The sequence below is a fragment of the Corynebacterium sp. HMSC072A04 genome (assembly GCF_001809235.1).
GTDB lineage: Bacteria > Actinomycetota > Actinomycetes > Mycobacteriales > Mycobacteriaceae > Corynebacterium > Corynebacterium hiratae.
The window spans coordinates 58,056-79,863 of the sequence record NZ_KV796786.1; the positions used below are offsets into that span (position 1 = coordinate 58,056).

The 21,808-nt window shown below is 61.4% G+C and carries 18 protein-coding genes; 10 read left to right on the plus strand and 8 right to left on the minus strand.

Features of this window, described 5'->3' with window-relative positions; all coding sequences use genetic code 11:
* Window positions 1-193: 193 nt before the first annotated feature.
* Window positions 194-1,282, minus strand: coding sequence for a transaldolase (tal, locus tag HMPREF2565_RS06825; protein WP_070516596.1), 1,089 nt, complete (start codon window positions 1,280-1,282; stop codon window positions 194-196).
* 41 nt (window positions 1,283-1,323) lie between these two features.
* Entirely contained in the window at window positions 1,324-3,399 is a 2,076-nt protein-coding gene (gene tkt, locus HMPREF2565_RS06830) for a transketolase (RefSeq protein ID WP_210385888.1), read from the minus strand.
* A 315-nt stretch (window positions 3,400-3,714) separates the two neighbouring features.
* Between tkt and HMPREF2565_RS06835 the strand changes: the two genes are divergently transcribed.
* Window positions 3,715-4,659, plus strand: coding sequence for a heme o synthase (locus HMPREF2565_RS06835; protein ID WP_070681234.1), 945 nt, complete (start codon window positions 3,715-3,717; stop codon window positions 4,657-4,659).
* 4 nt (window positions 4,660-4,663) lie between these two features.
* On the opposite strand, the gene HMPREF2565_RS06840 is transcribed toward HMPREF2565_RS06835, so the two are convergent.
* The 5 genes from HMPREF2565_RS06840 to mptB form a co-directional block, all read right to left on the minus strand.
* The gene (locus tag HMPREF2565_RS06840; protein WP_049157446.1) at window positions 4,664-5,632 is read right to left on the minus strand and encodes a quinone oxidoreductase family protein; all 969 of its coding nucleotides are present in this window, start codon (window positions 5,630-5,632) and stop codon (window positions 4,664-4,666) included.
* Between the two features lie 126 nt (window positions 5,633-5,758).
* The gene (locus tag HMPREF2565_RS06845) at window positions 5,759-6,772 is read right to left on the minus strand and encodes a COX15/CtaA family protein (protein WP_070681236.1); all 1,014 of its coding nucleotides are present in this window, start codon (window positions 6,770-6,772) and stop codon (window positions 5,759-5,761) included.
* 82 nt (window positions 6,773-6,854) lie between these two features.
* Window positions 6,855-7,616: an ABC transporter permease gene (locus tag HMPREF2565_RS06850; RefSeq protein WP_070547338.1), complete on the minus strand. Its 762-nt coding sequence runs from the start codon at window positions 7,614-7,616 to the stop codon at window positions 6,855-6,857.
* 61 nt (window positions 7,617-7,677) lie between these two features.
* Window positions 7,678-8,592: an ABC transporter ATP-binding protein gene (locus tag HMPREF2565_RS06855; protein ID WP_071407060.1), complete on the minus strand. Its 915-nt coding sequence runs from the start codon at window positions 8,590-8,592 to the stop codon at window positions 7,678-7,680.
* 6 nt (window positions 8,593-8,598) lie between these two features.
* Entirely contained in the window at window positions 8,599-10,335 is a 1,737-nt protein-coding gene (gene mptB, locus HMPREF2565_RS06860) for a polyprenol phosphomannose-dependent alpha 1,6 mannosyltransferase MptB (protein ID WP_071407061.1), read from the minus strand.
* 198 nt (window positions 10,336-10,533) lie between these two features.
* On the opposite strand from mptB, the gene HMPREF2565_RS06865 reads away from it, so the two are divergent.
* The 7 genes from HMPREF2565_RS06865 to HMPREF2565_RS06895 all read left to right on the plus strand — a co-directional run bounded on the left by HMPREF2565_RS06865 (window position 10,534) and on the right by HMPREF2565_RS06895 (window position 16,831).
* Window positions 10,534-11,184 carry a helix-turn-helix transcriptional regulator gene (locus HMPREF2565_RS06865; protein ID WP_158395618.1) on the plus strand — a complete coding sequence of 217 codons (651 nt, stop codon included), beginning with the start codon at window positions 10,534-10,536 and terminating at the stop codon, window positions 11,182-11,184.
* A gap of 61 nt (window positions 11,185-11,245) precedes the next feature.
* Window positions 11,246-12,652, plus strand: coding sequence for a Fe-S cluster assembly protein SufB (sufB, locus tag HMPREF2565_RS06870; protein ID WP_175972985.1), 1,407 nt, complete (start codon window positions 11,246-11,248; stop codon window positions 12,650-12,652).
* Window positions 12,653-13,843, plus strand: coding sequence for a Fe-S cluster assembly protein SufD (sufD, locus tag HMPREF2565_RS06875; RefSeq protein ID WP_049157436.1), 1,191 nt, complete (start codon window positions 12,653-12,655; stop codon window positions 13,841-13,843).
* Window positions 13,844-13,870: 27 nt separating this feature from the next.
* Complete coding sequence (sufC, locus tag HMPREF2565_RS06880; protein WP_046649116.1) at window positions 13,871-14,629, plus strand: Fe-S cluster assembly ATPase SufC; 759 nt, start codon at window positions 13,871-13,873, stop codon at window positions 14,627-14,629.
* A 79-nt stretch (window positions 14,630-14,708) separates the two neighbouring features.
* Entirely contained in the window at window positions 14,709-15,956 is a 1,248-nt protein-coding gene (locus HMPREF2565_RS06885; RefSeq protein ID WP_046649117.1) for a cysteine desulfurase, read from the plus strand.
* Window positions 15,953-16,402: a Fe-S cluster assembly sulfur transfer protein SufU gene (gene sufU / locus HMPREF2565_RS06890; RefSeq protein ID WP_046649118.1), complete on the plus strand. Its 450-nt coding sequence runs from the start codon at window positions 15,953-15,955 to the stop codon at window positions 16,400-16,402. The genes HMPREF2565_RS06885 and sufU overlap by 4 nt, the downstream gene beginning before the upstream one ends.
* Window positions 16,403-16,831: a metal-sulfur cluster assembly factor gene (locus HMPREF2565_RS06895; protein ID WP_010186729.1), complete on the plus strand. Its 429-nt coding sequence runs from the start codon at window positions 16,403-16,405 to the stop codon at window positions 16,829-16,831.
* A 139-nt stretch (window positions 16,832-16,970) separates the two neighbouring features.
* Here the strand turns inward: HMPREF2565_RS06895 and HMPREF2565_RS06900 are convergent, their stop codons facing one another.
* On the minus strand, window positions 16,971-18,971 hold the full coding sequence (locus HMPREF2565_RS06900; protein WP_070516610.1) for a fructose-specific PTS transporter subunit EIIC: 2,001 nt from the start codon (window positions 18,969-18,971) through the stop codon (window positions 16,971-16,973).
* A gap of 160 nt (window positions 18,972-19,131) precedes the next feature.
* Here HMPREF2565_RS06900 and HMPREF2565_RS06905 point away from each other — a divergent pair, with 160 nt between their 5' ends.
* Entirely contained in the window at window positions 19,132-20,763 is a 1,632-nt protein-coding gene (locus tag HMPREF2565_RS06905; RefSeq protein ID WP_070516612.1) for an ABC-F family ATP-binding cassette domain-containing protein, read from the plus strand.
* A 13-nt stretch (window positions 20,764-20,776) separates the two neighbouring features.
* Window positions 20,777-21,739, plus strand: coding sequence for a nucleoside hydrolase (locus HMPREF2565_RS06910; protein WP_071407062.1), 963 nt, complete (start codon window positions 20,777-20,779; stop codon window positions 21,737-21,739).
* The last annotated feature ends 69 nt before the right edge of the window (window positions 21,740-21,808 follow it).

Below are 21,808 nucleotides of genomic sequence, written 5' to 3' on the forward strand. Positions count from 1 at the left end.
ATACGTGGTAGGCGCTTGTCCTTCGCGTCGCGCAACGGGTTGACCCACGCGCTGGTAGTGCTCACTAAGTGTCCTTTCGGTCTGTGTGAGATTAGTCCAACAGCTCAGCATAGCGACACGCGCCCCGCCGGCCACAGTTGGATGGCCGTTGGTGGCGCGCGCCGATGGTGAGCACTTAAAACCTCATGCTCTTTTAGGAGAGGCGGTCTGTCATCGAGGCAAGCAGTTCCTCCCACGCATCGACGAACTTGTCGACGCCCTCCTGCTCGAGCACGGTGAAAACATCGGCGAAGTCGATGCCGACAGCCTCCAGCTGTGCCCATACCTTCTCTGCGTCGTCAGAAGCTTCAGTCAGTGTATCGCCGTGCAGGTTCCCCTGCGCAAGAACCGCATCAATGGTTTTCTCGGGCATCGTGTTGACGGTCTCCGGCCCAGCGAGCTCGGAAACGTACAAGGTGGCAGGGTAGTCAGGGTTTTTGACTCCCGTCGACGCCCACAGTGGCCGCTGCGGGTGGGCACCGGAAGGCAAGTCGCTACCGTTGTCCTTGAACTCCTTCAGGAAAAGCGCATAGGCGCGTTGGGCGTTGGCCACGCCGGCCTTTCCACGCAGCGCGAGGGCTTCATCAGAGCCGTTCAACTCGAGGCGCTTGTCGACTTCGGTGTCCAAGCGGGAGACAAAGAAGGAGGCCACGGAGTGAATAGTGGAGATATCCTTACCTGCTTCGGCGGCGCGCTGAATTCCCTCCTTGTAGGCGGCAATCACCTGCGCGTAGCGTTCGACAGAGAAGATCAGGGTGACGTTGACGGAAATACCTTCTGCCAGAGCATCGGAGATGGCGGGAAGGGAACCGTCGGTTGCCGGGATCTTGATCATGAGGTTGGGGCGGTTGACCTTGGACCACAGCTCGCGGGCCTGTGCCAAGGTTGCCTCCGCATCCGCTGAGATTCGTGGATCAACCTCGATGGACACCCGCCCATCCCGGCCATCGGTTGATTCATAGATCTCGGTGAAGAGATCGCAGGCATTGCGGACATCGTCGATGGCGAGCGAGTACACCGCGTCGTCCGCGGTAGCGGACTTTTCCTTCAGCGCTGCGATGTCGGCATCGTAGGAGGTGCCGGAGGACATTGCGGCAGCAAAGATCGCTGGGTTCGTGGTGACACCCACGATGGACTTGGTGTCGAGGAGTTCGCGGAGGTTGCCGGAATCCAAGCGCTCGCGGGAGAGATCATCGAGCCACGTCGAGGTACCGAGACGGGCCAGCTCATCAATATGTGTCATGGTGTGTGCAGGGTCCTTTCGTAGTGGACAGCAGTAGGGGGTTAGCCTGCCTGAGCAGCGTTGAGGGACTCGCGGGCGGCGTCAACAATGGCGTCGGCAGTGAAGCCGAACTTCTCAAAGAGTTCCGCGGCAGGTGCGGAAGCGCCGAAGTGCTCCAAGGACACGGTGCGGCCGAAGGAACCGGTGTACTTGTGCCACGGCATGGAGATACCGGCCTCGACGGAGACGCGCGCGCGGACGGAGGAGGGGAGGACGGACTCGCGGTAGGAAACGTCCTGCTCGTCGAACCACTCTAGGCACGGCGCGGACACCACGCGGGTCGCGGTACCGTCCGCCTCGAGTTGCTTGGCGGCCTCCACGGCGAGCTGTACCTCGGAGCCGGTGGCGATAAGAATCACGTCCGGGGTTTCCTTCGATGCCTCAACGAGGACGTAGGCGCCGCGGCGCACACCTTCGGCAGCTTTCTCCTTGGTTCCTTCGAGTACAGGCAGGTTCTGGCGGGACAGAGCGAGGCCCTTCGGAGCGGCCTTGTACTCAAGGGCCGCCGCCCACGCCTGAGCGGTCTCGTTGGCATCTGCCGGGCGGATGACGGAGAGGTTGGGGATGGCGCGCAGGGCAGCGAGCGTTTCCACTGGCTGGTGGGTGGGGCCGTCCTCGCCCAGCCCGATGGAATCGTGCGTCCAGACGTAGTAGGTATCGGTGGACATGAGCGCGCCGAGGCGGACAGCCGGGTACTGGTACTCAGAGAAGATGAGGAAGGTACCACCGTAGACGCGGGTATTGCCGTGCAGTGCAATGCCGTTCATGACTGCGGACATGGCGTGCTCGCGGATGCCGAAGTGCAGGTTGCGGCCGTAGGGGGTGGCAGTCCAAGTATCGGTGGTGATGGACTCTGGGCCGAAGGAATCCGCGCCCTTGATCACCGTGTTGTTGGAGCCTGCCAGATCGGCGGAGCCGCCCCACATCTCCGGCAGGGAGGCTGCAAGTGCCTGGATGGCGGCCTCGGAAGCCTTGCGCGTGGCCAAGGATTCGCCCGCTTCCCATGTCGGAAGTTCTGCGGCGAAGTCAGCCGGCAGCTCGCGAGCCTGGAGGCGGTCGAAGAGCTTCTTCTCCTCCGGGTTGGCAGCTGCCCACGCGTCAAACTTTTTCTGCCACTCTGCGTGCTTCGCGGCACCGCGAGTGGTCAGCTCGCGGGTGTGTGCGAGGACTTCCTCGTCGATGTGGAAGGACTGCGCCGGATCGAAGCCGAGGACCTCCTTGGTGGCGGCTACCTCATCCTCGCCAAGAGCTGCACCGTGGACGCCACCGGTGTTCATCTTGTTCGGTGCCGGGTAACCAATCACGGTCTTAACTCGGATGAAGGAGGGGCGGGAGGTTTCGGCGCGTGCCGCGGCGGCAGCTGCTTCGATGGCTTCGACATCTTCGCCGGACTCCACGGTCTGCACGTGCCAGCCATAGGCCTCGTAACGCTTAGCCACGTCCTCGTTGAAGGCAATGTTGGTGTCGTCCTCAATGGAGATGCGGTTGTCATCCCAGAAGACGATGAGATTGCCCAGCTTCTGGGTGCCCGCCAAGGAAGAAGCCTCAGCGGTGACACCCTCTTGCAAGTCACCGTCGGAGGCGATGACGTAAACGAAGTGATCGAAGGGGGATTCGCCGGCCGGGGCCGAGGCATCGAACAGGCCGCGCTCTTTGCGTGCGGCCATTGCCATGCCGACCGCGGACGCCAAGCCTTGGCCCAGGGGACCGGTGGTGATCTCGACGCCATCGGTGTGGTGAACCTCGGGGTGGCCCGGAGTCTTCGAGCCCCAGGTGCGCAGCGACTTGAGATCCTCCATCTCGAGACCGAAGCCGCCGAGGAAGAGCTGGATGTACTGCGTCAGGGAAGAGTGTCCAACGGAGAGTACGAAGCGGTCGCGCCCTGCCCAGTGAACATCGGCCGGATCGTGGTTTAGCACGCGCTGGTAGAGCGTGTAGGCCAGCGGTGCCAGGGACATGGCGGTACCGGGGTGGCCGGAGCCGCAGTTCTGGACGGCGTCGGCAGCTAGGACGCGCACGGTATCCACGGCGCGAGTGTCGAGGTCACTCCAGTCCGAAGGATAACGGCGCTCAACCATAGCCTTTAGTTCTGGGGACAACTTTTCGTTCGACACGGCGAAAACCTCACTTCGCTTCTGGAAACAGATATACCGTTAATCAGTGTAAAGGTTTTTCGATCTTCGGCGGGGGATTATATAAACCAGGTTTCGGGCGGTAGTCTGGCATGGTTGACGCTGTTGCCCCGCTGTCAGCCAGTGGGCGGCGACTATCCCCGAAGAACGCTTGGGGGATTCGCCACAAAGTTCTCGGGAACTTTTTAGCGCGGGCAGCCGACCAGTACGTCAGACCCATAAGCCATACACCCACGTGCCGGATATACGGAGGATTGTTCCTTGGAGACCATCAAGGCCTATTTTGCGCTAACGAAACCGAGGATCATTGAGCTCCTCCTCGTGGCGGCAATCCCGGCTATGCTCCAGGCGCAGCGTGGATTCGAAGCTGTGTCCTCCAACTTCTGGCTCATCGTCTCCACCATCTTCGGTGGATGGATGGGTGCCGCGGCTGCCCACACATTTAACAACGTCGTCGATTATGAGATCGACCAGAAGATGCAGCGCACCCGTGCCCGGCCGCTAGTGCGCAAGACCATCTCGCGGCGCAATGCTGCGATCTTCGCGTGGATCATGTTGGCGCTATCCGTCTTTTGGCTGGGTGTGCTCGCTAACTCGTGGCTGGCCGCGTTCTTCGTGCTCTTGACCAACTTCTTTTATGTCATCGTCTACACGAAGTTCCTCAAGATGCGGAACTCCCAGAACATCGTCTGGGGTGGCCTCGCTGGCTGTATGCCCGCCATGGTGGGTTGGGCCGTCATTCGTGATAATGCACCGGCAGGGGAGCCGGACCGTTGGTGGCAGGCCGTGGTGCTGTTCCTCATTATCTTCTTCTGGACCCCGCCCCACACGTGGGCGCTGGCGATGAAGTACAAGGAGGACTACCGCAAGGCTGGGGTGCCGATGCTGCCCGTCGTTGCCGGGGAAATAGAGGTGACCCGCCAAATCGTGTGGTACACGATCGGCACGGTTATCGTGACCTTCCTTATCATCCCTGCGGCCTCGTGGATCTACTTGGTGGCCGCGGTGTCTTCCGGCGCGGTCTTCCTTTGGATGGCGATTCGTCTGCACCAAGGGGTAAAGAAGGGCGCAAAGGTCAAGCCCATGCGCCTGTTTATTTACTCCAACAACTACCTGTCGGTGCTCTTTATCGGCCTGTCCATCGACGCAGTCGTGGGCTGGGAGCCCATCGGGCGCATGCTGGGATGGTCGGCCGCGCTGTTCTAGCGAGCTAGTCTTCGCGTACCCGGAGGACGATCGAGCCTGTGGTCTTGCGCTCTTGGAGGTCGCGGTGGGCCTGAGCAGCTTCGGCGAGCGGATACTCTGCGGAGATGCGGAAGTCGAGGTCGCCATCGATGACCGCCTGCACCACTGCCTGGGCGCGCATCTGGAACTCGCCTTCCTGGGAGGTCCAGGCGCCGAGTGAGGGGCGGGTGAGGAAGATGGAGCCGTGCTTGTTCAGCAGCTGCGGGTCCATTGGCGGGACGGGGCCCGACGCGGCACCGAAGAGCGCTACCGTGCCGCGCGGTCGCACAACCTCAAGGGATTCACCGAAGGTGGCTTTGCCGACGCCGTCGTAAACCACGTCCACGCCGCGCCCACCGTTGTGACGACGCACCTGCTCGGCCAAGCCGCTGCTGTAGCGGAACACGTGGTCTGCGCCCGCGCCATAGGCCAGCTCTTCCTTCTCATCCGTGGAGACCACGGAATAGACGGTGGCGCCCAGGGACTTCGCCATCTGGGTGAGGATCAAGCCCACGCCGCCTGCACCGGCAGTGATCAGACAGGATGCTCCTTCCCCTAGCTGATACACACCGTGGGTGAGGTAGTGCGCCGTCATGCCCTGCAGGAGCATCGAACCGGCGACGGCGGAGGGAATCTCGTCGGGGACGGCCACCACGCGGTCGCGCGGCACGCAGACCTGCTCCGCATAGGAGCCGAAAGCGTGATCCCAGGCCACCATCGTGCCCGGGGCGATTTCTCCCTGGGGGTCGTGCACAACGCGTCCGGTTCCTTCGAGACCGATGATGAAAGGCACGGAGGCGTTGTAGATGCCTTCGCGGTAGTAGGTGTCGATGTAGTTGACACCGGCCACGGAGACGTCGACAAGCAACTGCTCCTTCGTCGGCGTGGGGGATTCTACCTCGGCGTAGGTGAGGACCTCGGGCCCTCCGGTCGTGGTCACCTGAATAGCATGCATGGTGTCTAGGCTAAACGAAGCACAGGCACCCGCGCAGCAAAAAGCACCGCCATCCTCACTTCCTGGTGAGAACGGCGGCGCTACGAGTACCTGTTGTAGTGGCTTTACTGGCTCCGCTGACTCTGCTTAGCCTTGGGCGGCGGGAACGTTCTCGTCACCGCGCTGGGCAGTGCTTGCAGTAGTGTCATCCTCGTTTCCGACGCGGCGCAAGCCATGCGCCCACAGCACGGCGGTGAAGGCCGTGACCACTGAGGACATGCCCACGTGGAAGGGAACAGTCCAGCGAGGGATGTGGAGATAGAACTGGGTGACACCGATAGCCCACTGGATAACGATGCAAGCAATGAGCACCCAGCCGGCCTTCTTGGCCACCTTGGGAGCGCCGGTGCGGTGCAGGAGGAAGACCACGATGAGCGTCAGCGCCAAGTAGACGTACATGCAGACCGCGTGAATGATGGCCATGCCATAGGTGTCCACGCCGAGGCGGCCCTCCATGCCCACACCGGCATCACCGGAGTGAGTACCCGAGCCAGTCACAAAGGTGCCGGTCAGCAGAACGATGGACAGGGCTACAGTGGCCACCACCGCGAGGGTGCGCACTGCGGCGGGGAAGAGGCGAGTGGGAGTGCCGTCATCGGGCTCGTTAATACGGGAGAACAGCATGGCCGCAATCCACACTAGGACCATAGATGGGAGGAAGTGAATTGCCACACTCCACCAAGAAAGCTTCAGCACCACCGACAGAGCGCCGATGAGTGCCTGCACGAAAACACCTGCGAGCCCCGCCCAGGCATAGACCTTGAGCTCCTTGCGACGCTGCGCCTTGTGGACCACCACAATGCTGGCGATGGCCGCGGCAGCCACAACAAAAGTCAGCAGGCGGTTGCCGAACTCAATGGCCTGGTGGAGCATGGGAGCCGCGCCCTGGATGGGAACCAAGGAACCAGGGTGGCAGTTAGGCCAGGTGACGCAACCAAGGCCGGAGCCGGTTACGCGCACGATGGAACCCGATACTGTAATGCCACCCTGGCAGAGCAGGAGGATGAGCGCGACGATGCGCTGCGTCTTCACCGAGGGACCGGTGGTCGGCGCAGCGGGCGCGGTGGAATGTTGAGGAGAGGAAATATTGGCGGTACTCACGGCTATTCAGCCTACCGCCCGGCCCCATCCGGGAACCAATATCGACGGGTGGGTCACACCACGCAAGGGAGAAGAATCACTTTTAGCCCTCGAAGCGGAACCAACGCACTGCGGCAAACGACGCCACCGCTGACCAACCGACGAGTACAAGGAGCTCAAAGCCCGGGAAGGACCCGTTAAGGGCGGTATCGAGTCCGGCGGCCATTGCCACGGTGGGTACGAGGGTCAACACCCCGTTATCACCGAGCCCCTGGGAAAACATGACCCATCCGACGGTGCCGAGAAGGATAAACCAAATGAGGTTGGCCACCGCCAAGACCACCTCCGAACTCAGCGTGCCGCCGAGCAGTAGGCCTAAGGCCGTAAACGTGGCCACACCCAAGGCGAGGGTGAGCACGCCGATGGCCGCGCCCCCAGCGGTGATGCGCAGCCCCAGGAAGGCGGCGATCGTCCCCAGCACAAGGACCTGCAGCACCACCATCGACAGCACGGCGAGAATCTTTCCCACCACGATGGCCCAGGCAGGAACGCCTGAAGCGCCTGTGCGCTTCAGCGCACCATAGCGACGGTCGAAGGCTAAGGAGATGGCTTGACCCGTGAAACCGGAGGAGGTCGCCGCAACGGCCAGCACCATGGGGAAGATTTCCTCCACGCCGTGGCCGGTGCTGTCTTGCAGTGTCGCGGCGCCGATCAGGATGGCCACTGGGATGATGATGCTCAGCAGCTGCTGCTCACCGTGGCGCAGCATGAGCTTGGATTCGATAGCCCCTTGGGCACGTGCCATGGCCGCTACACCCACGCGCTGCGGGTGCGGGCTAAAAGTGCCGGGTGCGAAGGTGCTCATGGAGCTTCTCCTTGTTCAAACAACTTGATGAAAGAATCGTGCTAAATGGCCGAGGGCGGTTCTAGCTGCGCATCTCGCGGCCCGTGAGATCGAGGAAGACTTCCTCGAGATTCCGGTGCGAGGTGTGCAGGTTGCGGAGGATGACGTTTTGCGCGGCCAAGGACGAAGCCAGCGCCGCGATGCCGGCGGGGCTGGCCTCCGAGGTGAGACGGTAATGCAGGGGGCGGAGAGCTTCCGCCGCGATGCCGGCGTCCCGCAGCGCCTCGAGGTCCACTGGTGTGGCGGTATCGAAATTCACCTGTGGAACATCGGCCGAGTCCGTCAGCGATGCTGCGGTGCCGCTCGCCACGAGTTGGCCGTGGTCAATAATGACGACGCGGTCGCTGAGCGCTTCCGCTTCATCCATGAGGTGCGTGGTGAGGATGACGGTTACGCCATCGGCTCGGAGGGCGCGGATGAGGTCCCACACGGCAAGGCGCGACTGGGCATCCATTCCTGCGGTGGGTTCATCGAGAAAGACCAACTCTGGGCGCCCGATGATCGCAAGGGCTAGGGAAAGACGTTGTTGTTGCCCGCCGGACAGGCGGCGGTAGCTGCTCTTCGCCACCCCGCGCAGTCCGAGCGTGTCCAGCAGCCACTCCGGGTCTAAGGGATTGTCGTTATAGGAGGCGCTAAGCTCAAGCATCTCCTTGACTTTGATTCCGGAATAGGAGCCGCCGCCCTGCAGCATGATGCCGATGCGGGAGCGCACAGCATCGGGATTGCGCGCGGGGTTAAGACCCAGCACCTCGATGCGGCCCGACGTAGGCTTCTTGAAACCCTCACACATTTCGATGGTGGTGGTCTTGCCTGCGCCGTTAGGGCCCAGCAAGCACAGGATCTCGCCGTAATTGGCGCGGAAACTCAGCCCATTCACTGCGTTGACGTCGCCATAGGTCTTCATGACGTTATCTAAGACAAGAGCTGATGTAGTCACGAATCGCTAGTTTAGGACACGCACGCCCGCCCTGCGCAAAGCAACCCACCCCACGCCGGCGAGGACGAGGAAAGTCACCAAGGCGGCGAGATAAATGACGAAGACTGTCCCTGGAGGAAGGCCGAGGCCGCGGGGAAGCACGATGAAACTCATGAACCCGGAGTAGATGATCACCGCCATGCGGAAGAAGCGCCGGTTGGCCCAGGCCGCCAGCGGCAGCACCGCCCACAGGATGTACCAGGGTTGGACGACAGGAAAGAACACCACGAGCACGAAGGTCGATACCCCCAGGCCGCCCACAGGGTGGATGGCGCCGCGGTAGGTGGCAAAGAGCATGCGGATCATAAAGCCCGCGGCAATGATGACGCCCACAGTCCGGGTCACGGTGAGGACGGCCTCGGTGTGATCGCCCAATCCCAACAGCATCCCGAGGAAGCCGGCGCCGACGCCCACGGAGGTCGTCGCAGACAGCCACGACCGGATGGTGGCCGCGCCGCCCTGGCCAAAGACCCAACCAATGTCGATACCCGTGAGTACCGTAACTGCAGCGATGGAGGCGGCAAGTAGGAGAAGCTGCGCGGCCCCTGCGCCCAGCACTGCCCGCACGCCGGATACGCCGTGCTTGTCGACGAGCCTGCGCGCCGCCGCCATGCCGACGAAGCCGAGGCCGATAAAGCCAGTCACCTTGACCATTCCGGCACACGAGATCAGGACGCCAGATGCGATAAACAACGACCATGCTCGCCAGCGGGCCTCGTGGGAATCGTTGACCGCCCGCAACCCCAGCTCCACACCGACGAGCGCCAGCCCCAGCATGAAGGATTCATTGTGGATGCCTCCGACGAGGTGGAGGATTGTCAAAGGGTTAAGGATGCCCAGCCACAGCGCTGCCTCCGGGGATACTCGGCAGCGCGTAGCAAGCCGCGCGGTGGCCCAACCGGCGGCGATGATGCCGACGAGGGACAGCACCCGGTGCAGCACAACACCCCAGATAATGGAGTCGTTGGTCAGCCAACTGACCACCGCCGCTACACCTAGCGCCACAGGGCCATAAGGGGAAGGTGAGTTCGCCCAGATGAACGGGACGGAGCGGGCCAGGTCGTTATCGGCGCCTAGTAGCTCCACCGGCCCCGCCGAATAGGGATCGAGGCCTTGGAGCACGATGGAGCCGTTGGCGAGATAGGAGTATATGTCCTGTGTGAACAGGGGAGCGGTCACCAAAAGCGGGAGAACCCACCCTAGCCAGGTGCGCCACATCTGGCTCTGCGTGACCACCCGGGGCGAGTGGCTAAAGCGCCGAACCTTGGTCGGCTTCTGCAGGCGCAGGGGCGCGCCCACCAGCGGTGCCATGCAAATCCACGCCGTGACCATGAAACCGACCCCGATGAACACGATGGCGGAGGCTGACTGCAACATCCGTGTCATGAGCGAGCCAAAAGGCAAAGACTCATAGGGGTTGCCTACCACCGGAAGCGCACCGGCGCCCAATCCGCCGAGCGCAATGAGTAGCGCACCAATGGTGCCGAGCCACCGGAGGCTAAAGAGCGTGCGCAGCTGGGCGATGGTGTGGCGGTGGACGTCGCCAAGCGCGGCGCCCTCTGCGCCACCGGAAGAATCTGGAAAATCTTGGTGCAGGAGCGCGGACCGGGATCCGGGCAGGCCCATGCGGGGGAGTTCATCGCGCACGCCCCAAAAGACGCGGTGCAATCGCCCCGATCGGGTGTAATCGCGCTCCATATTCATGAGTGTCTACCTTAGTCGCTCGGTGCTGAGAGAGGACGAGCTGCCCGCGACACGAATGAAAGAGTGGAAATCGGGAATGAATTAAGGAACACTAGTGTTGTCTAAAGAGAGAGTGTTTCATTCAAGGAGGTGTACACCGTGACGAAGGAGCTACCTAGGGAGACTCGCTCGACTGAGGGCGACACCCGCCGACACGTCATGTTGTTGCTCCTAAAAGACGGCCCGGTAACGGCGTCGTATCTGGGTGAACGTCTCGGTCTCTCTGCAGCCGGCATCCGTCGGCACTTAGACATTTTGGTGGAGGAAGGACTCACCGAGGTGGTGCATCGCCGCCCATCAGCCCGCCCTGGGCAGTCGGTGGGCCGTGGTCGCCCCGCCAAGCATTTCCGCCTCACGGATCAGGGCCGCGCCCAATTTGGGCACGCCTACGATCAGCTGGCGGCGGAAGCGCTCACCGCACTGCGTGAAGCGGGCGGGCCGGAGGCGGTTCGTCGCTTCGCCAAGGCTCGCTTCGAGCGCCTCGTGGAGGACGTGAAGCCCCTGGTAGAAGATCAGGAATCCGTTCCGGAGGTGGCGCGTCAGCTGGCCGAAGTGCTCGACGCGCATGGCTACGCGGCCACGGTGACGTCGGTGGGCAACGGAGTACAGATTTGCCAGCACCATTGCCCGGTCGCCCACGTGGCGGCCGAGCATCCGGAGTTGTGTGAAGCTGAACAGGAAGTCTTCTCCGCGCTATTAGGCAAACATGTGCAGCCCTTGGCCTCCATTGCGGATGGTCATGGAATCTGCACCACGAATATCCCCTTAACCCCAGTCCCGCCTTCCGCGGCGGAGCCGGGGAAGAACTAATCGAACTAGAAAGGAGCGGGCTTTGACACAGGCACAACCGGCACCAGGCCTTGAAACCAAGATGAGCGATGACGAGATCATCTCCTCTATCGGCGGCTATGAGTACGGCTGGCACGATTCCGACGAAGCCGGCCAGGCAGCACACCGCGGTTTGAGTGAGGACGTCGTCCGCGATATTTCTCGGAAGAAGAACGAGCCGGAGTGGATGCTCGAGTCCCGTCTGAAGGCTCTGCGCGTCTTCAACAAGAAGCCAGTTCCGACCTGGGGCCCAGATCTGTCCGGAATCGACTTCGACAACATTAAGTACTTTGTCCGCTCCACCGAGAAGCAGGCCCAAACCTGGGATGACCTGCCGGACGACATTAAGGAGACCTACGACAAGCTGGGTATCCCGGATGCTGAGAAGAAGCGTCTGGTCTCCGGTGTTGCCGCGCAGTACGAGTCCGAGGTGGTTTACCACAAGATCCGCGAGGACCTGGAGGCCCAGGGCGTTATCTTCGTTGATACCGACACCGCGGTGCGCGAGTACCCGGAGATCCTCCAGGAATACTTCGGCACCGTGATTCCGGCCGGCGACAACAAGTTCTCCGCGCTGAATAACGCCTGCTGGTCCGGTGGTTCCTTCGTGTACGTTCCGAAGGGCGTCCACGTGGATATTCCGCTGCAGGCCTACTTCCGCATTAACACCGAGAACATGGGCCAGTTCGAGCGCACCCTCATCATCGTGGAGGAGGGCGCCTACGTTCACTACATCGAGGGGTGCACCGCGCCGATCTACAACTCGGATTCGCTGCACACCGGTGTCATCGAGATCATCGTGAAGAAGGGCGGCCGCTGCCGCTACACCACCATTCAGAACTGGTCCACCAACGTCTACAACCTGGTGACCCAGCGCGCCAAGGTCGAAGAGGGCGGCACCATGGAATGGGTCGATGGCAACATCGGCTCCAAGGTCACTATGAAGTACCCGTCCTGCTGGCTTACCGGCGAGCACGCCAAGGGTGAGGTACTCTCCCTGGCCTTTGCTGGCGATAACCAGGTCCAGGACACCGGCTCCAAGATGATCCACATGGCGCCGAACACCTCCTCCAACATCGTCTCGAAGTCCGTGGCCCGCAACGGCGGCCGCGCGGCCTACCGCGGCTTGGTGCAGGTCAACGCTAACGCTACGAACTCCGCTGCCAACGTCGAGTGTGATGCCTTGCTTGTGGACAATGACTCGAGGTCGGACACGTATCCGTACAACGACATCCGCAATGATCACGTCACCCTCGGCCACGAGGCAACGGTCTCCCAGGTCTCTGAGGAGCAGCTGTTCTACCTCATGTCCCGCGGTATCGCTGAGGAAGAGGCCATGGCGATGATTGTGCGCGGCTTCGTCGAGCCGATTGCTAAGGAGCTCCCGATGGAATACGCGCTGGAGCTGAACCGTCTTATCGAGCTGCAGATGGAAGGATCGGTGGGCTAAGTGGTAGCTTCCAACGAATTTAATCCGGCTGACGTCACTAAGGGAGACCAGTTCACCTCCTTCGATGTCGAGGACTTCCCGGTCCCGCACGGCCGCGACGAGGTCTGGCGTTTCATCTCCTTGCGTAACCTTCGCGGGCTGCACAATGGTGAGTTCGCGCCGGCAACCGCCCAGAAGATTGACGTGGTGGCCCCGGAGGGCGTAACGGCCGAGACCGTGGCGCCTGACGACGACCGCCTCGGCACCGCCGGTGCACCTGCTGACCGCGTTGCAGCTCAGGCCTGGTGCTCCATGCCGGAGGCGCAGATCGTCAGCGTTGACGCCGATGCACGACTGGATAAGCCGGTGGAGATCACCATCACCGGCGCTGGTGAGGGCGTGACCTCCTTTGGTGCGACCTCCATCCACGTGGGCAATCACGCGGAGGTCACCATCGTTCTTAAGTACGTCGGTTCCGGTACCCACGCAGACAACGTGGAGTTCGTGCTGGGCGACGGCTCCCAGGTCACCGTCGTCGTCGACGCCGACTGGGAAGACGATGCAGTGCACCTGTCCCATCAGATTGCGAAGGTGGGCCGCGACGCCGTTCTGCGCCACAACACCGCCATCTTTGGCGGCGAGATTGTGCGCCTTGTTCCGCGCGTAGTTTTCGATGGCCCCGGTGGCGATGCCGAGCTGCTCGGCGTCTACTTTGCTGATGCCGGCCAGTACTTCGAGAACCGCCTGCTGGTGGACCACGACGTGCCGAACTGCCGCTCTCGCGTCTTCTACAAGGGCGCTCTGCAGGGTGCTACTGCTGCGCAGAAGGCCGAGGCCGGCTCCGCCTCCCGCACCCCGGAGGCCCGCACCTGCTGGGTCGGTGACGTGCTCATCCGCAAGAATGCGAACAACACGGACACCTATGAGACGAACAACAACTTGATCCTCACCGAGGGTGCGCGCGCTGACGCCATCCCGAACCTGGAGATCCAGACCGGTGAGATCGTCGGTGCTGGCCACGCCGCAACGGTGGGCCGCTTCGATGACCTTGAGCTGTTCTACCTCATGTCCCGCGGTATTCCTGCCGCCGAGGCACGCCGCCTCATCATCCGCGGCTTCTTCTCCGAAGTCATCTCCCGCATCCCGGTCGAGTCCCTGCGCGAGGATCTGGAATCCCGCGTCGTCGACGAGCTCGCCAAGATCAACGCTTAAAACTTCCCGAAAGCAGGTACCAACTCAATGTCTACTCTGGAAATCAAGAATCTCCACGCGCAGGTGCTCCCACACGAGGAGGACGGTGAGCCCACGCCGATCCTCAAGGGTGTCAACCTCACCATCAATTCCGGTGAGACCCACGCCGTCATGGGCCCCAACGGCTCCGGCAAGTCCACCCTGTCCTACGTTATCGCCGGTCACCCCAAGTATGAGGTGACCGAGGGCGAGGTGCTTCTCGACGGCGAGAACATCCTCGAGATGGAAGTCGACGAGCGCGCCCGCGCTGGTCTTTTCCTGGCCATGCAGTACCCGACTGAGGTGCCGGGCGTGAAGATGTCGCAGTTCATGCGCTCCGCCGTGACCGCTATCCGTGGCGAGGCTCCGAAGCTGCGCGAGTGGAACAAGGAGCTCACCGAGGCCCGCGAGAAGCTGGCCATCGATAAGTCCTTTGCACACCGCTCCGTGAACGAGGGCTTCTCCGGTGGTGAGAAGAAGCGCCACGAGGTCATGCAGCTCGACATCCTCAAACCGAAGTTCGCCGTCATGGACGAGACCGACTCCGGCCTGGACGTCGACGCCCTGCGCGTCGTCTCCGATGGCATCAACAGCTATCAGGAGGAGACCAACGGCGGCATCCTCCTCATCACGCACTACAAGCGCATCCTCAACTACGTTGTCCCGGACTTCGTTCACGTCTTCGCCGACGGACAGATCATCAAGACCGGCGGCGCCGAGCTGGCTGACCAGCTTGAGGCAGACGGCTACGAGCAGTTCCTCAAGTAGGCTGTACCGCCGACCCCGGTAACACCACGACAGACCACACCACGACACGCTAGAGAAAAAGAACCGAGCACAAGGACCTATGCCTGAACTAGACGTTAATGCGATTCGGGAACAATTCCCTATCCTCTCGCGCACGGTGCGCGACGGTAAACCTTTGGTGTACCTGGATTCGGGAGCGACCTCGCAACGTCCCCTGCCGGTATGGAAGGCCGAGGAGGAGTTCGTGCTCGGCACCAACGCTCCGGTGCACCGCGGTTCCTACCAGCTGGCGGAGGAGGCCGATGACGCGTACGAGTCCGCTCGCCAGGCCATCGCCGCCTTCGTTGGTGCCGACCGCGATGAGATTGCCTTCACCAAGAACGCCACTGAAGCGCTCAATGAGGTTGCCTACGTGCTCAGTGATGAGCGCGCCGGCGAGCTTTATGTCGGTGAGGGCGATACCGTCGTGGTCACCGAACTGGAGCACCACGCGAACTTGGTGCCGTGGCAAGAGCTGTGCCAGCGCACCGGCGCGACGCTGAAGTGGTACTCCATGACCGAGGACGGCCGCATTGATCTCGATTCGCTTGAGCTCGATGACTCCGTGAAGGTCGTGGCTTTTACCCACCAGTCCAACGTGACCGGGGCCGTGGCTCCCGTCGCAGAGTTGGTACGTCGTGCCCGTGCCGTAGGTGCCATGGTGGTTCTCGACGCCTGCCAGTCGGTGCCGCACATGCCGGTGGATTTCCACGAACTTGATGTGGATTTTGCCGCGTTCTCTGGGCACAAGATGTGCGGGCCGACCGGCGTGGGCGTGCTCTACGGTAAGCAAGAGCTGCTGGCGCAGCTGCCGCCTTTCCTCACCGGCGGTTCCATGATCGAAGTAGTCAAGATGGAAGGCTCGACGTTTGCCGCGCCACCCACCCGCTTCGAGGCCGGAACCCAAATGACCAGCCAGGTTGTGGGCCTTGGTGCAGCAGTGAAGTTCTTGAGCGAGGTGGGCATGGAGGCCATCCACGCCCACGAGCAGAAACTCACTGCACTGGCCTTGCAGAAGCTTGCCGAGATCCCCGGCGTGCGTATCATCGGGCCTGAAAACACCGAGGATCGCGGAGGAGCGGTCTCCTTCATCGTGGATGGGATCCATCCGCATGACCTAGGCCAGGTTCTTGACTCTCATGGCGTATCCATCCGCACCGGCCACCACTGTGCGTGGCCGCTGCACCGCGCGTGCCAGGCTAATTCGACCGCACGCGCTAGCTTTTACCTGTACAACACTGAGGACGAGGTCGACGCCCTCATAGAGGCGGTGCGGGCTGCCCGCACCTTCTTTGGAGTGAGCGAATGAACCTAGATTCCATGTACCAGGACGTCATCCTGGACCACTACAAGAACCCGAAATTCTCTGGCCTGCGCGAAGGCCAGGCAGAAGTTCACCACGTCAACCCTTCCTGCGGTGATGAACTCACCCTCCGCGTGAAGCTTTCCCCCGACGGCACAACCGTCGAGGACGTGTCCTACGACGCCGAGGGATGCTCCATTTCGCAGGCCTCGACCTCTGTTATGGCGGAGGAAATCGTCGGCATCCCCCTCGAGGAGGCAAACGCCAAGCTGGCCGAATTCGAGAGGATGGTGACCTCCCGCGGCGAAGTGGAAGGTGACGACGAGATCATCGGGGACGGCATCGCCTTCGCCGGCGTAGCCAAGTTCCCCGCCCGTGTTAAGTGCGCTCTCCTCGGGTGGAAGGCTTTCCAAGCCGCCACCGTGGAAGCGTTGAATGAATTGGAGAAGTAGATGGCTGATAACACTGAAACCACCGGTGGCAGCACCGATCCTTACCAGGACCAGAATGCCTCCTTCGATGGCGCTGCTGTCAAGCCTGAACAGACCGAAGAGCAGATTGCGAAGACCTTCGATATCACCGAGTACCTTCGTGATGTCATCGACCCAGAGCTTGGAATCAACATCGTTGATCTGGGCTTGGTCTATGACGTCTGGCTCGACGATATTGACGGCAAGAACACCTGCGTCATTAACATGACGCTGACCTCCCCGGCCTGTCCTCTCACCGATGTCATCGGCGAACAGATCGAGGATGTCATCGTAGGCAACAAGCTCGCCGAGGCAGTCCAGCTCAACTGGGTCTGGATGCCGCCGTGGGGCCCGAACATGATTACCGAGGAGGGCCGCGAGATGCTCCAGGCCCTCGGCTTCGCCGTCTAGTTTCGGCTGCAAGTCCCCATTACCGTCAGCCCGAGGCGCCTAAGGTCTTCACAACATGACCTTGCGCACTCGGGCTGGCGGTTTCTTTTTCCATAATGCGCGGTATTTTAAGTAGCTTTAAGAGCTTGAGTACTCACTGCTATGACGAAGCGGGTGAGGACGCCGGATCCAAAGCCGAGGAGATGATGTCCACCGCTTCATCCTTGGATGCGGCGGATTGTAGGCGAGTACGGAAATCATCCTTCATGATTGCCCGCGCCAGCTTGGAAAGCAGCTTGAGGTGCTGCTTGCCGGCGTCCTCAGGCACTGCAATGAGGAAGACCAACGTCGTTGGTTCCTCGCCCTCTGCCCACGTAATCCCCTCGGGAAGACGAGCAAAGGCCAAAGTCGGCACTGTCACTCCCGCGGAACGAGCATGTGGGATAGCCACACCATGCCCCACACCGGTCGAATGCTTCGCTTCCCGCTCTAAGGCCGTAGTGATAACTGCGGAAGGATCAGAAAGCCGAGGGGAGACAAGCTGGACTAGCGAATCGATCGTTTCCTTGCGATTCGTGCCAAGGTCTTGGTCAAGGCTCACCGTGTCGGCAGAAAGCAAAGGTTCTTCCTGGACCGGTGCTTCTGACACATCCTCCTTAGCTATGCCCGCTTCACCCCGTTCACCAGAGCTCTCATTCTTACTCTGGGCCTTTCTATTTTGGGTAAGTCCGATCAACAGAAGCATGACGGAAGCACAGACAACGACACCAATAAGCAGTGCGATGAAGAAGCCCACGACGTTGTCGACAGCCCCGAGCACAGCAACGATGGGGCCACCATGCATGACATGGTCCTTGACCCCGAATGCACCTGCCAGGGCGCCTGCTACCGCACCACCGATGACGTTGGCTGGGATGACCTGCAGCGGGCGTGCCGCCGCAAGAGGGATAGCGCCTTCAGTGATGCCAAAGAACCCCATGAAGAGCGCGGCGATACCGGCGTCCTTCTCCGCCTTATTGAACCAAGCACGGCGTACGAGGGTCGCAACACCCACCGCCAGGGGCGGTACAGCGATGGCGGTAGCCGCCATGCCCATCGGAGCCGCATTGCCGGCTGCAATCATGCCCCCGCCGAACAGGAAGGCAGTTTTATTAAAGGGACCGCCCATGTCGAAAGCGATCATCGCGCCAATGACGAGACCGAGGACAATGACAGAGGAGCCTTCCATCCCGGCGAGGTACTCGGTCATGGCTTCAAAGGCGCCGGCTACTGGCGCACCGACAAAGTAGATAAAGATTAGCCCCACGATGAGTGTGGTGAAGATCGGAATAACGATGATCGGCCAAATCGGGGCGATGTACTTATTAACGGGAATCTTTTTGATTCCCAGGGCTACGTAGCCTGACAGGATGCCTGTGACGATGCCGCCTAGGAAGCCCGCTCCAGCTTCAGAGCCGTAAAGCGAGCCGGTCGTAGCGATAAGACCAGTGATGAGTCCCGGCGCTAAACCGGGGCGGTCCGCAATGCCGACCGCGATATAACCGGAAAGGATCGGCACCATGAGAGAAAAGGCTAGGCCGCCAAGCTCATTCAGGGTGTTCCAGAAGGAGTCTTCGGGGATAGCCAGGCCCTCGGGCGTGGGTGTTCCTCCGATTGAGAGTGCTACCGCGATGAGGAGACCACCGGTGACCACGAACGGAATCATGTGGGAGACACCATTCATTAGCGCCTTGTAGAGGGTCTCACTCACGGCACGGAACCCAGTGGCGCTGCCGGAGGTCTCTACGCCTTGATTCCCTTGTACCGCTTCGCTCGAAGTCTCCTCTTGCCACTTCGCCGCTGACAGTGCGCGAGTGAGGAGTTCCTTTGGATGCTTAATAGCTTCATCGACACCAGTGGCTGCTAGGCGCTTTCCGCGAAAGCGGTCCTTTGCAATGACGGTGTCGGCACCGATCACGATGGCATCGGCTTCCTCGATGTCCTGAGAGCTAAAAGTGCCTTCGACGCCAATTGAACCATGTGTCTCAATCTTGATGCGGTAACCCAGTTCAGCGGCAGCAGCCTCCAGGTTCTCAGCGGCCATGTAGGTGTGGGCGATTCCGGTCGGACATGCGGTAATCGCGAGGATTAATGGAGATCTCGATGTGTCTGATGTGCTCATGACGCCAATCTAGTCACATCGAACTTCATGCATAAGTGAAACGCGCCGAACAGGAACCAGGTTTTCCAAGGTGCTCTTCACTCTGGATTCCCAGATACAAGCTGAAGCGTCCTTGCCGCCGGTTCGGGATTAACTACCCTGGTTGCTAGACTGTTTCGACGTGATTGTGACCAATGATTTCGAGGTGCGCGTGGGCGCACGCACGCTTCTCGACGCCCCCGGCCAGCACCTTCGCGTGCAGCCGGGGGATCGCATCGGCCTGGTCGGGCGCAACGGCGCGGGCAAGACGACCACCATGCGCATCCTGGCGGGGGAGACCGAGCCCTATGGTGGCTCGGTGACGCGATCAGGTCCCATTGGTTACCTGCCGCAGGATTCCCGCGAGGGCAATATTGAGCAGACTGCGCGTGAGCGCGTACTCTCTGCGCGCGGTTTGGATGAGATCAAGCGCCGCATGGCCAAGCAACAAGAGCTGATGGAAACCGCCACGGACGATAAATTCCGCGACAAGGCCATTCGTAAGTTCTCCCGCCTGGAGGAGGAGTACCACACCTTAGGTGGCTATGAGGCGGACTCCGAATGCGCGCAGATCTGCGATAACTTGGGGCTGCCGCAGCGTGTGCTCGACCAGCAGCTTAAGACGCTGTCCGGCGGTCAGCGCCGCCGCGTGGAGCTGGCGCAAATTCTCTTCGCAGCTTCGGCTGGGTCAGGCAAGTCCCAGACAACGCTGCTTCTCGACGAGCCCACCAACCACCTCGACGCGGACTCGATTACGTGGCTGCGCGGCTTTCTGTCCAAGCATGAGGGTGGCCTCGTGATGATTTCGCACGACGTCGATCTGCTGGAGGCCGTGTGCAACAAGGTTTGGTTCCTCGATGCCGTTCGCGCCGAAGCAGACGTCTACAACATGGGCTTTAAGAAGTACCTTGATGCCCGCGCCACCGATGAGGCTCGTCGCCGCCGCGAGCGCGCCAACGCGGAAAAGAAAGCCGCAGCCCTGCACAAGCAAGCCGCCAAGTTGGGAGCGAAGGCCACGAAGGCCGCCGCCGCCAAGCAGATGCTGCACCGTGCAGAGCGCATGATGAACGAGCTTGATGACGTCCGCGTGGCCGATAAGGTTGCCCACATCAAGTTCCCCGAACCTGCTCCCTGCGGCAAGACTCCGATGAACGCCAAGGGCCTGACAAAGATGTATGGCTCGCTGGAGGTCTTCGCTGGCGTCGATTTGGCCATCGACAAGGGGTCCCGCGTGGTCGTGCTGGGCTACAACGGTGCCGGCAAGACGACCCTGCTCAAGCTGCTGGCGGGCGTGGAACGCACCGACGGCGAAGGCGGCATCGTCTCCGGCCATGGCCTGCGCATCGGATACTTTGCCCAGGAGCACGACAATATCGATCCAGACAAGACCGTGTGGGAAAACACGATCGAGGCATGCCCCGATGCCGGCCAGCAGGATTTGCGCGGACTGCTGGGCGCCTTCATGTTCTCCGGTGACAAGTTGGAACAGCCTGCCGGAACGCTCTCCGGTGGTGAGAAAACCCGACTGTCGCTGGCAACGCTGGTGTCCTCACGCGCCAACGTGCTGCTTCTCGACGAGCCCACGAACAACCTAGACCCCCAGTCCCGCGAGCAGGTGCTCGATGCCCTAGGCACCTACACAGGTGCCGTGGTCTTGGTTACTCACGACCCAGGTGCGGTCAAGGCACTCAAGCCGGAGCGCGTCATCATCATGCCCGATGGCGATGAGGATTTGTGGAACGACGAGTACATGGAGATCGTGGAATTGGCCTAATAGAATTTCGGGCATGACTGCCCAGCCTGTTCTCCTTGATTGCGACCCCGGTATCGACGATGCCCTAGCGTTGATCTACCTCGCCGCGCTTCACCGCGCCGGAGAGATCGAACTGGTCGGTGTTACTACCACCGCTGGAAACGTCGGGATTGAACAGACCACCCGCAATGCTGCCTACATCCTGCAACTGTGTGGCCTGGATGAGGTGCCCGTCGCGGCGGGGCTTCCGGAGCCCAGCCAGGTGGAGCTGGTAACCACTCCGGAAACTCACGGCCCAAGCGGTCTTGGGTACCTGAGCGTGCCGGAGGGGCACGCTAGTGCTGAGCCTGCCGAGTGGACCAGCATTTGGACCGAAGCTGCGGACCGCAACGCGCAGCTCATCGTGACCGGACCATTGACCAATGCCGCGCACTTTGCTGCGGAGCACGCTGCCGACTACGCCTGCTTCCCCGGTGTCACCATCATGGGTGGTGCTGTGAACTATCCCGGCAACACCACGCCAACGGCGGAGTGGAACTTCTGGGTCGACCCGCATGCTGCGCGCGACTTCTTCGAATCCACCTCGAAGCCCACCACGCTGTGCCCACTCAACGTCACTGAGACGATGCTCCTCGGCCCGACGCAGCTGGAACGGCTGCGTGAAGCGCTCGCGCAGCACCCAGTGGCGGACGTTCTACCGGAGATCATGCGCTTCTACTTCGAGTTCCACGAGGCGCACGGCTCGGGTTATCAGGCTCAGATACATGATCTGCTCACCTGCATGGTGGCGTTGCAGAAGGTCCCGTTCTTTTCCACCTCGACCACCGTACGGGTAGTCAGTGAACCGGAGTGGTTGCGCGGAACGAGCGTGGCGGACCTGCGCGGTCACTGGGGTCGGCCCGCTAATGCTGCGTTGGTCACCGCCGTCGATGTTGACAGCGCCCATCGAGAGTTTCTGCGCGCAGCATCTCTTCTTGGTCTTCCAGAAAACCTATAGTGCGCTAGAATCGGGGCCACAACCACACACCGCTCAAGACTCTTCTCTTGGGTCCTTCCGCTTCCCACG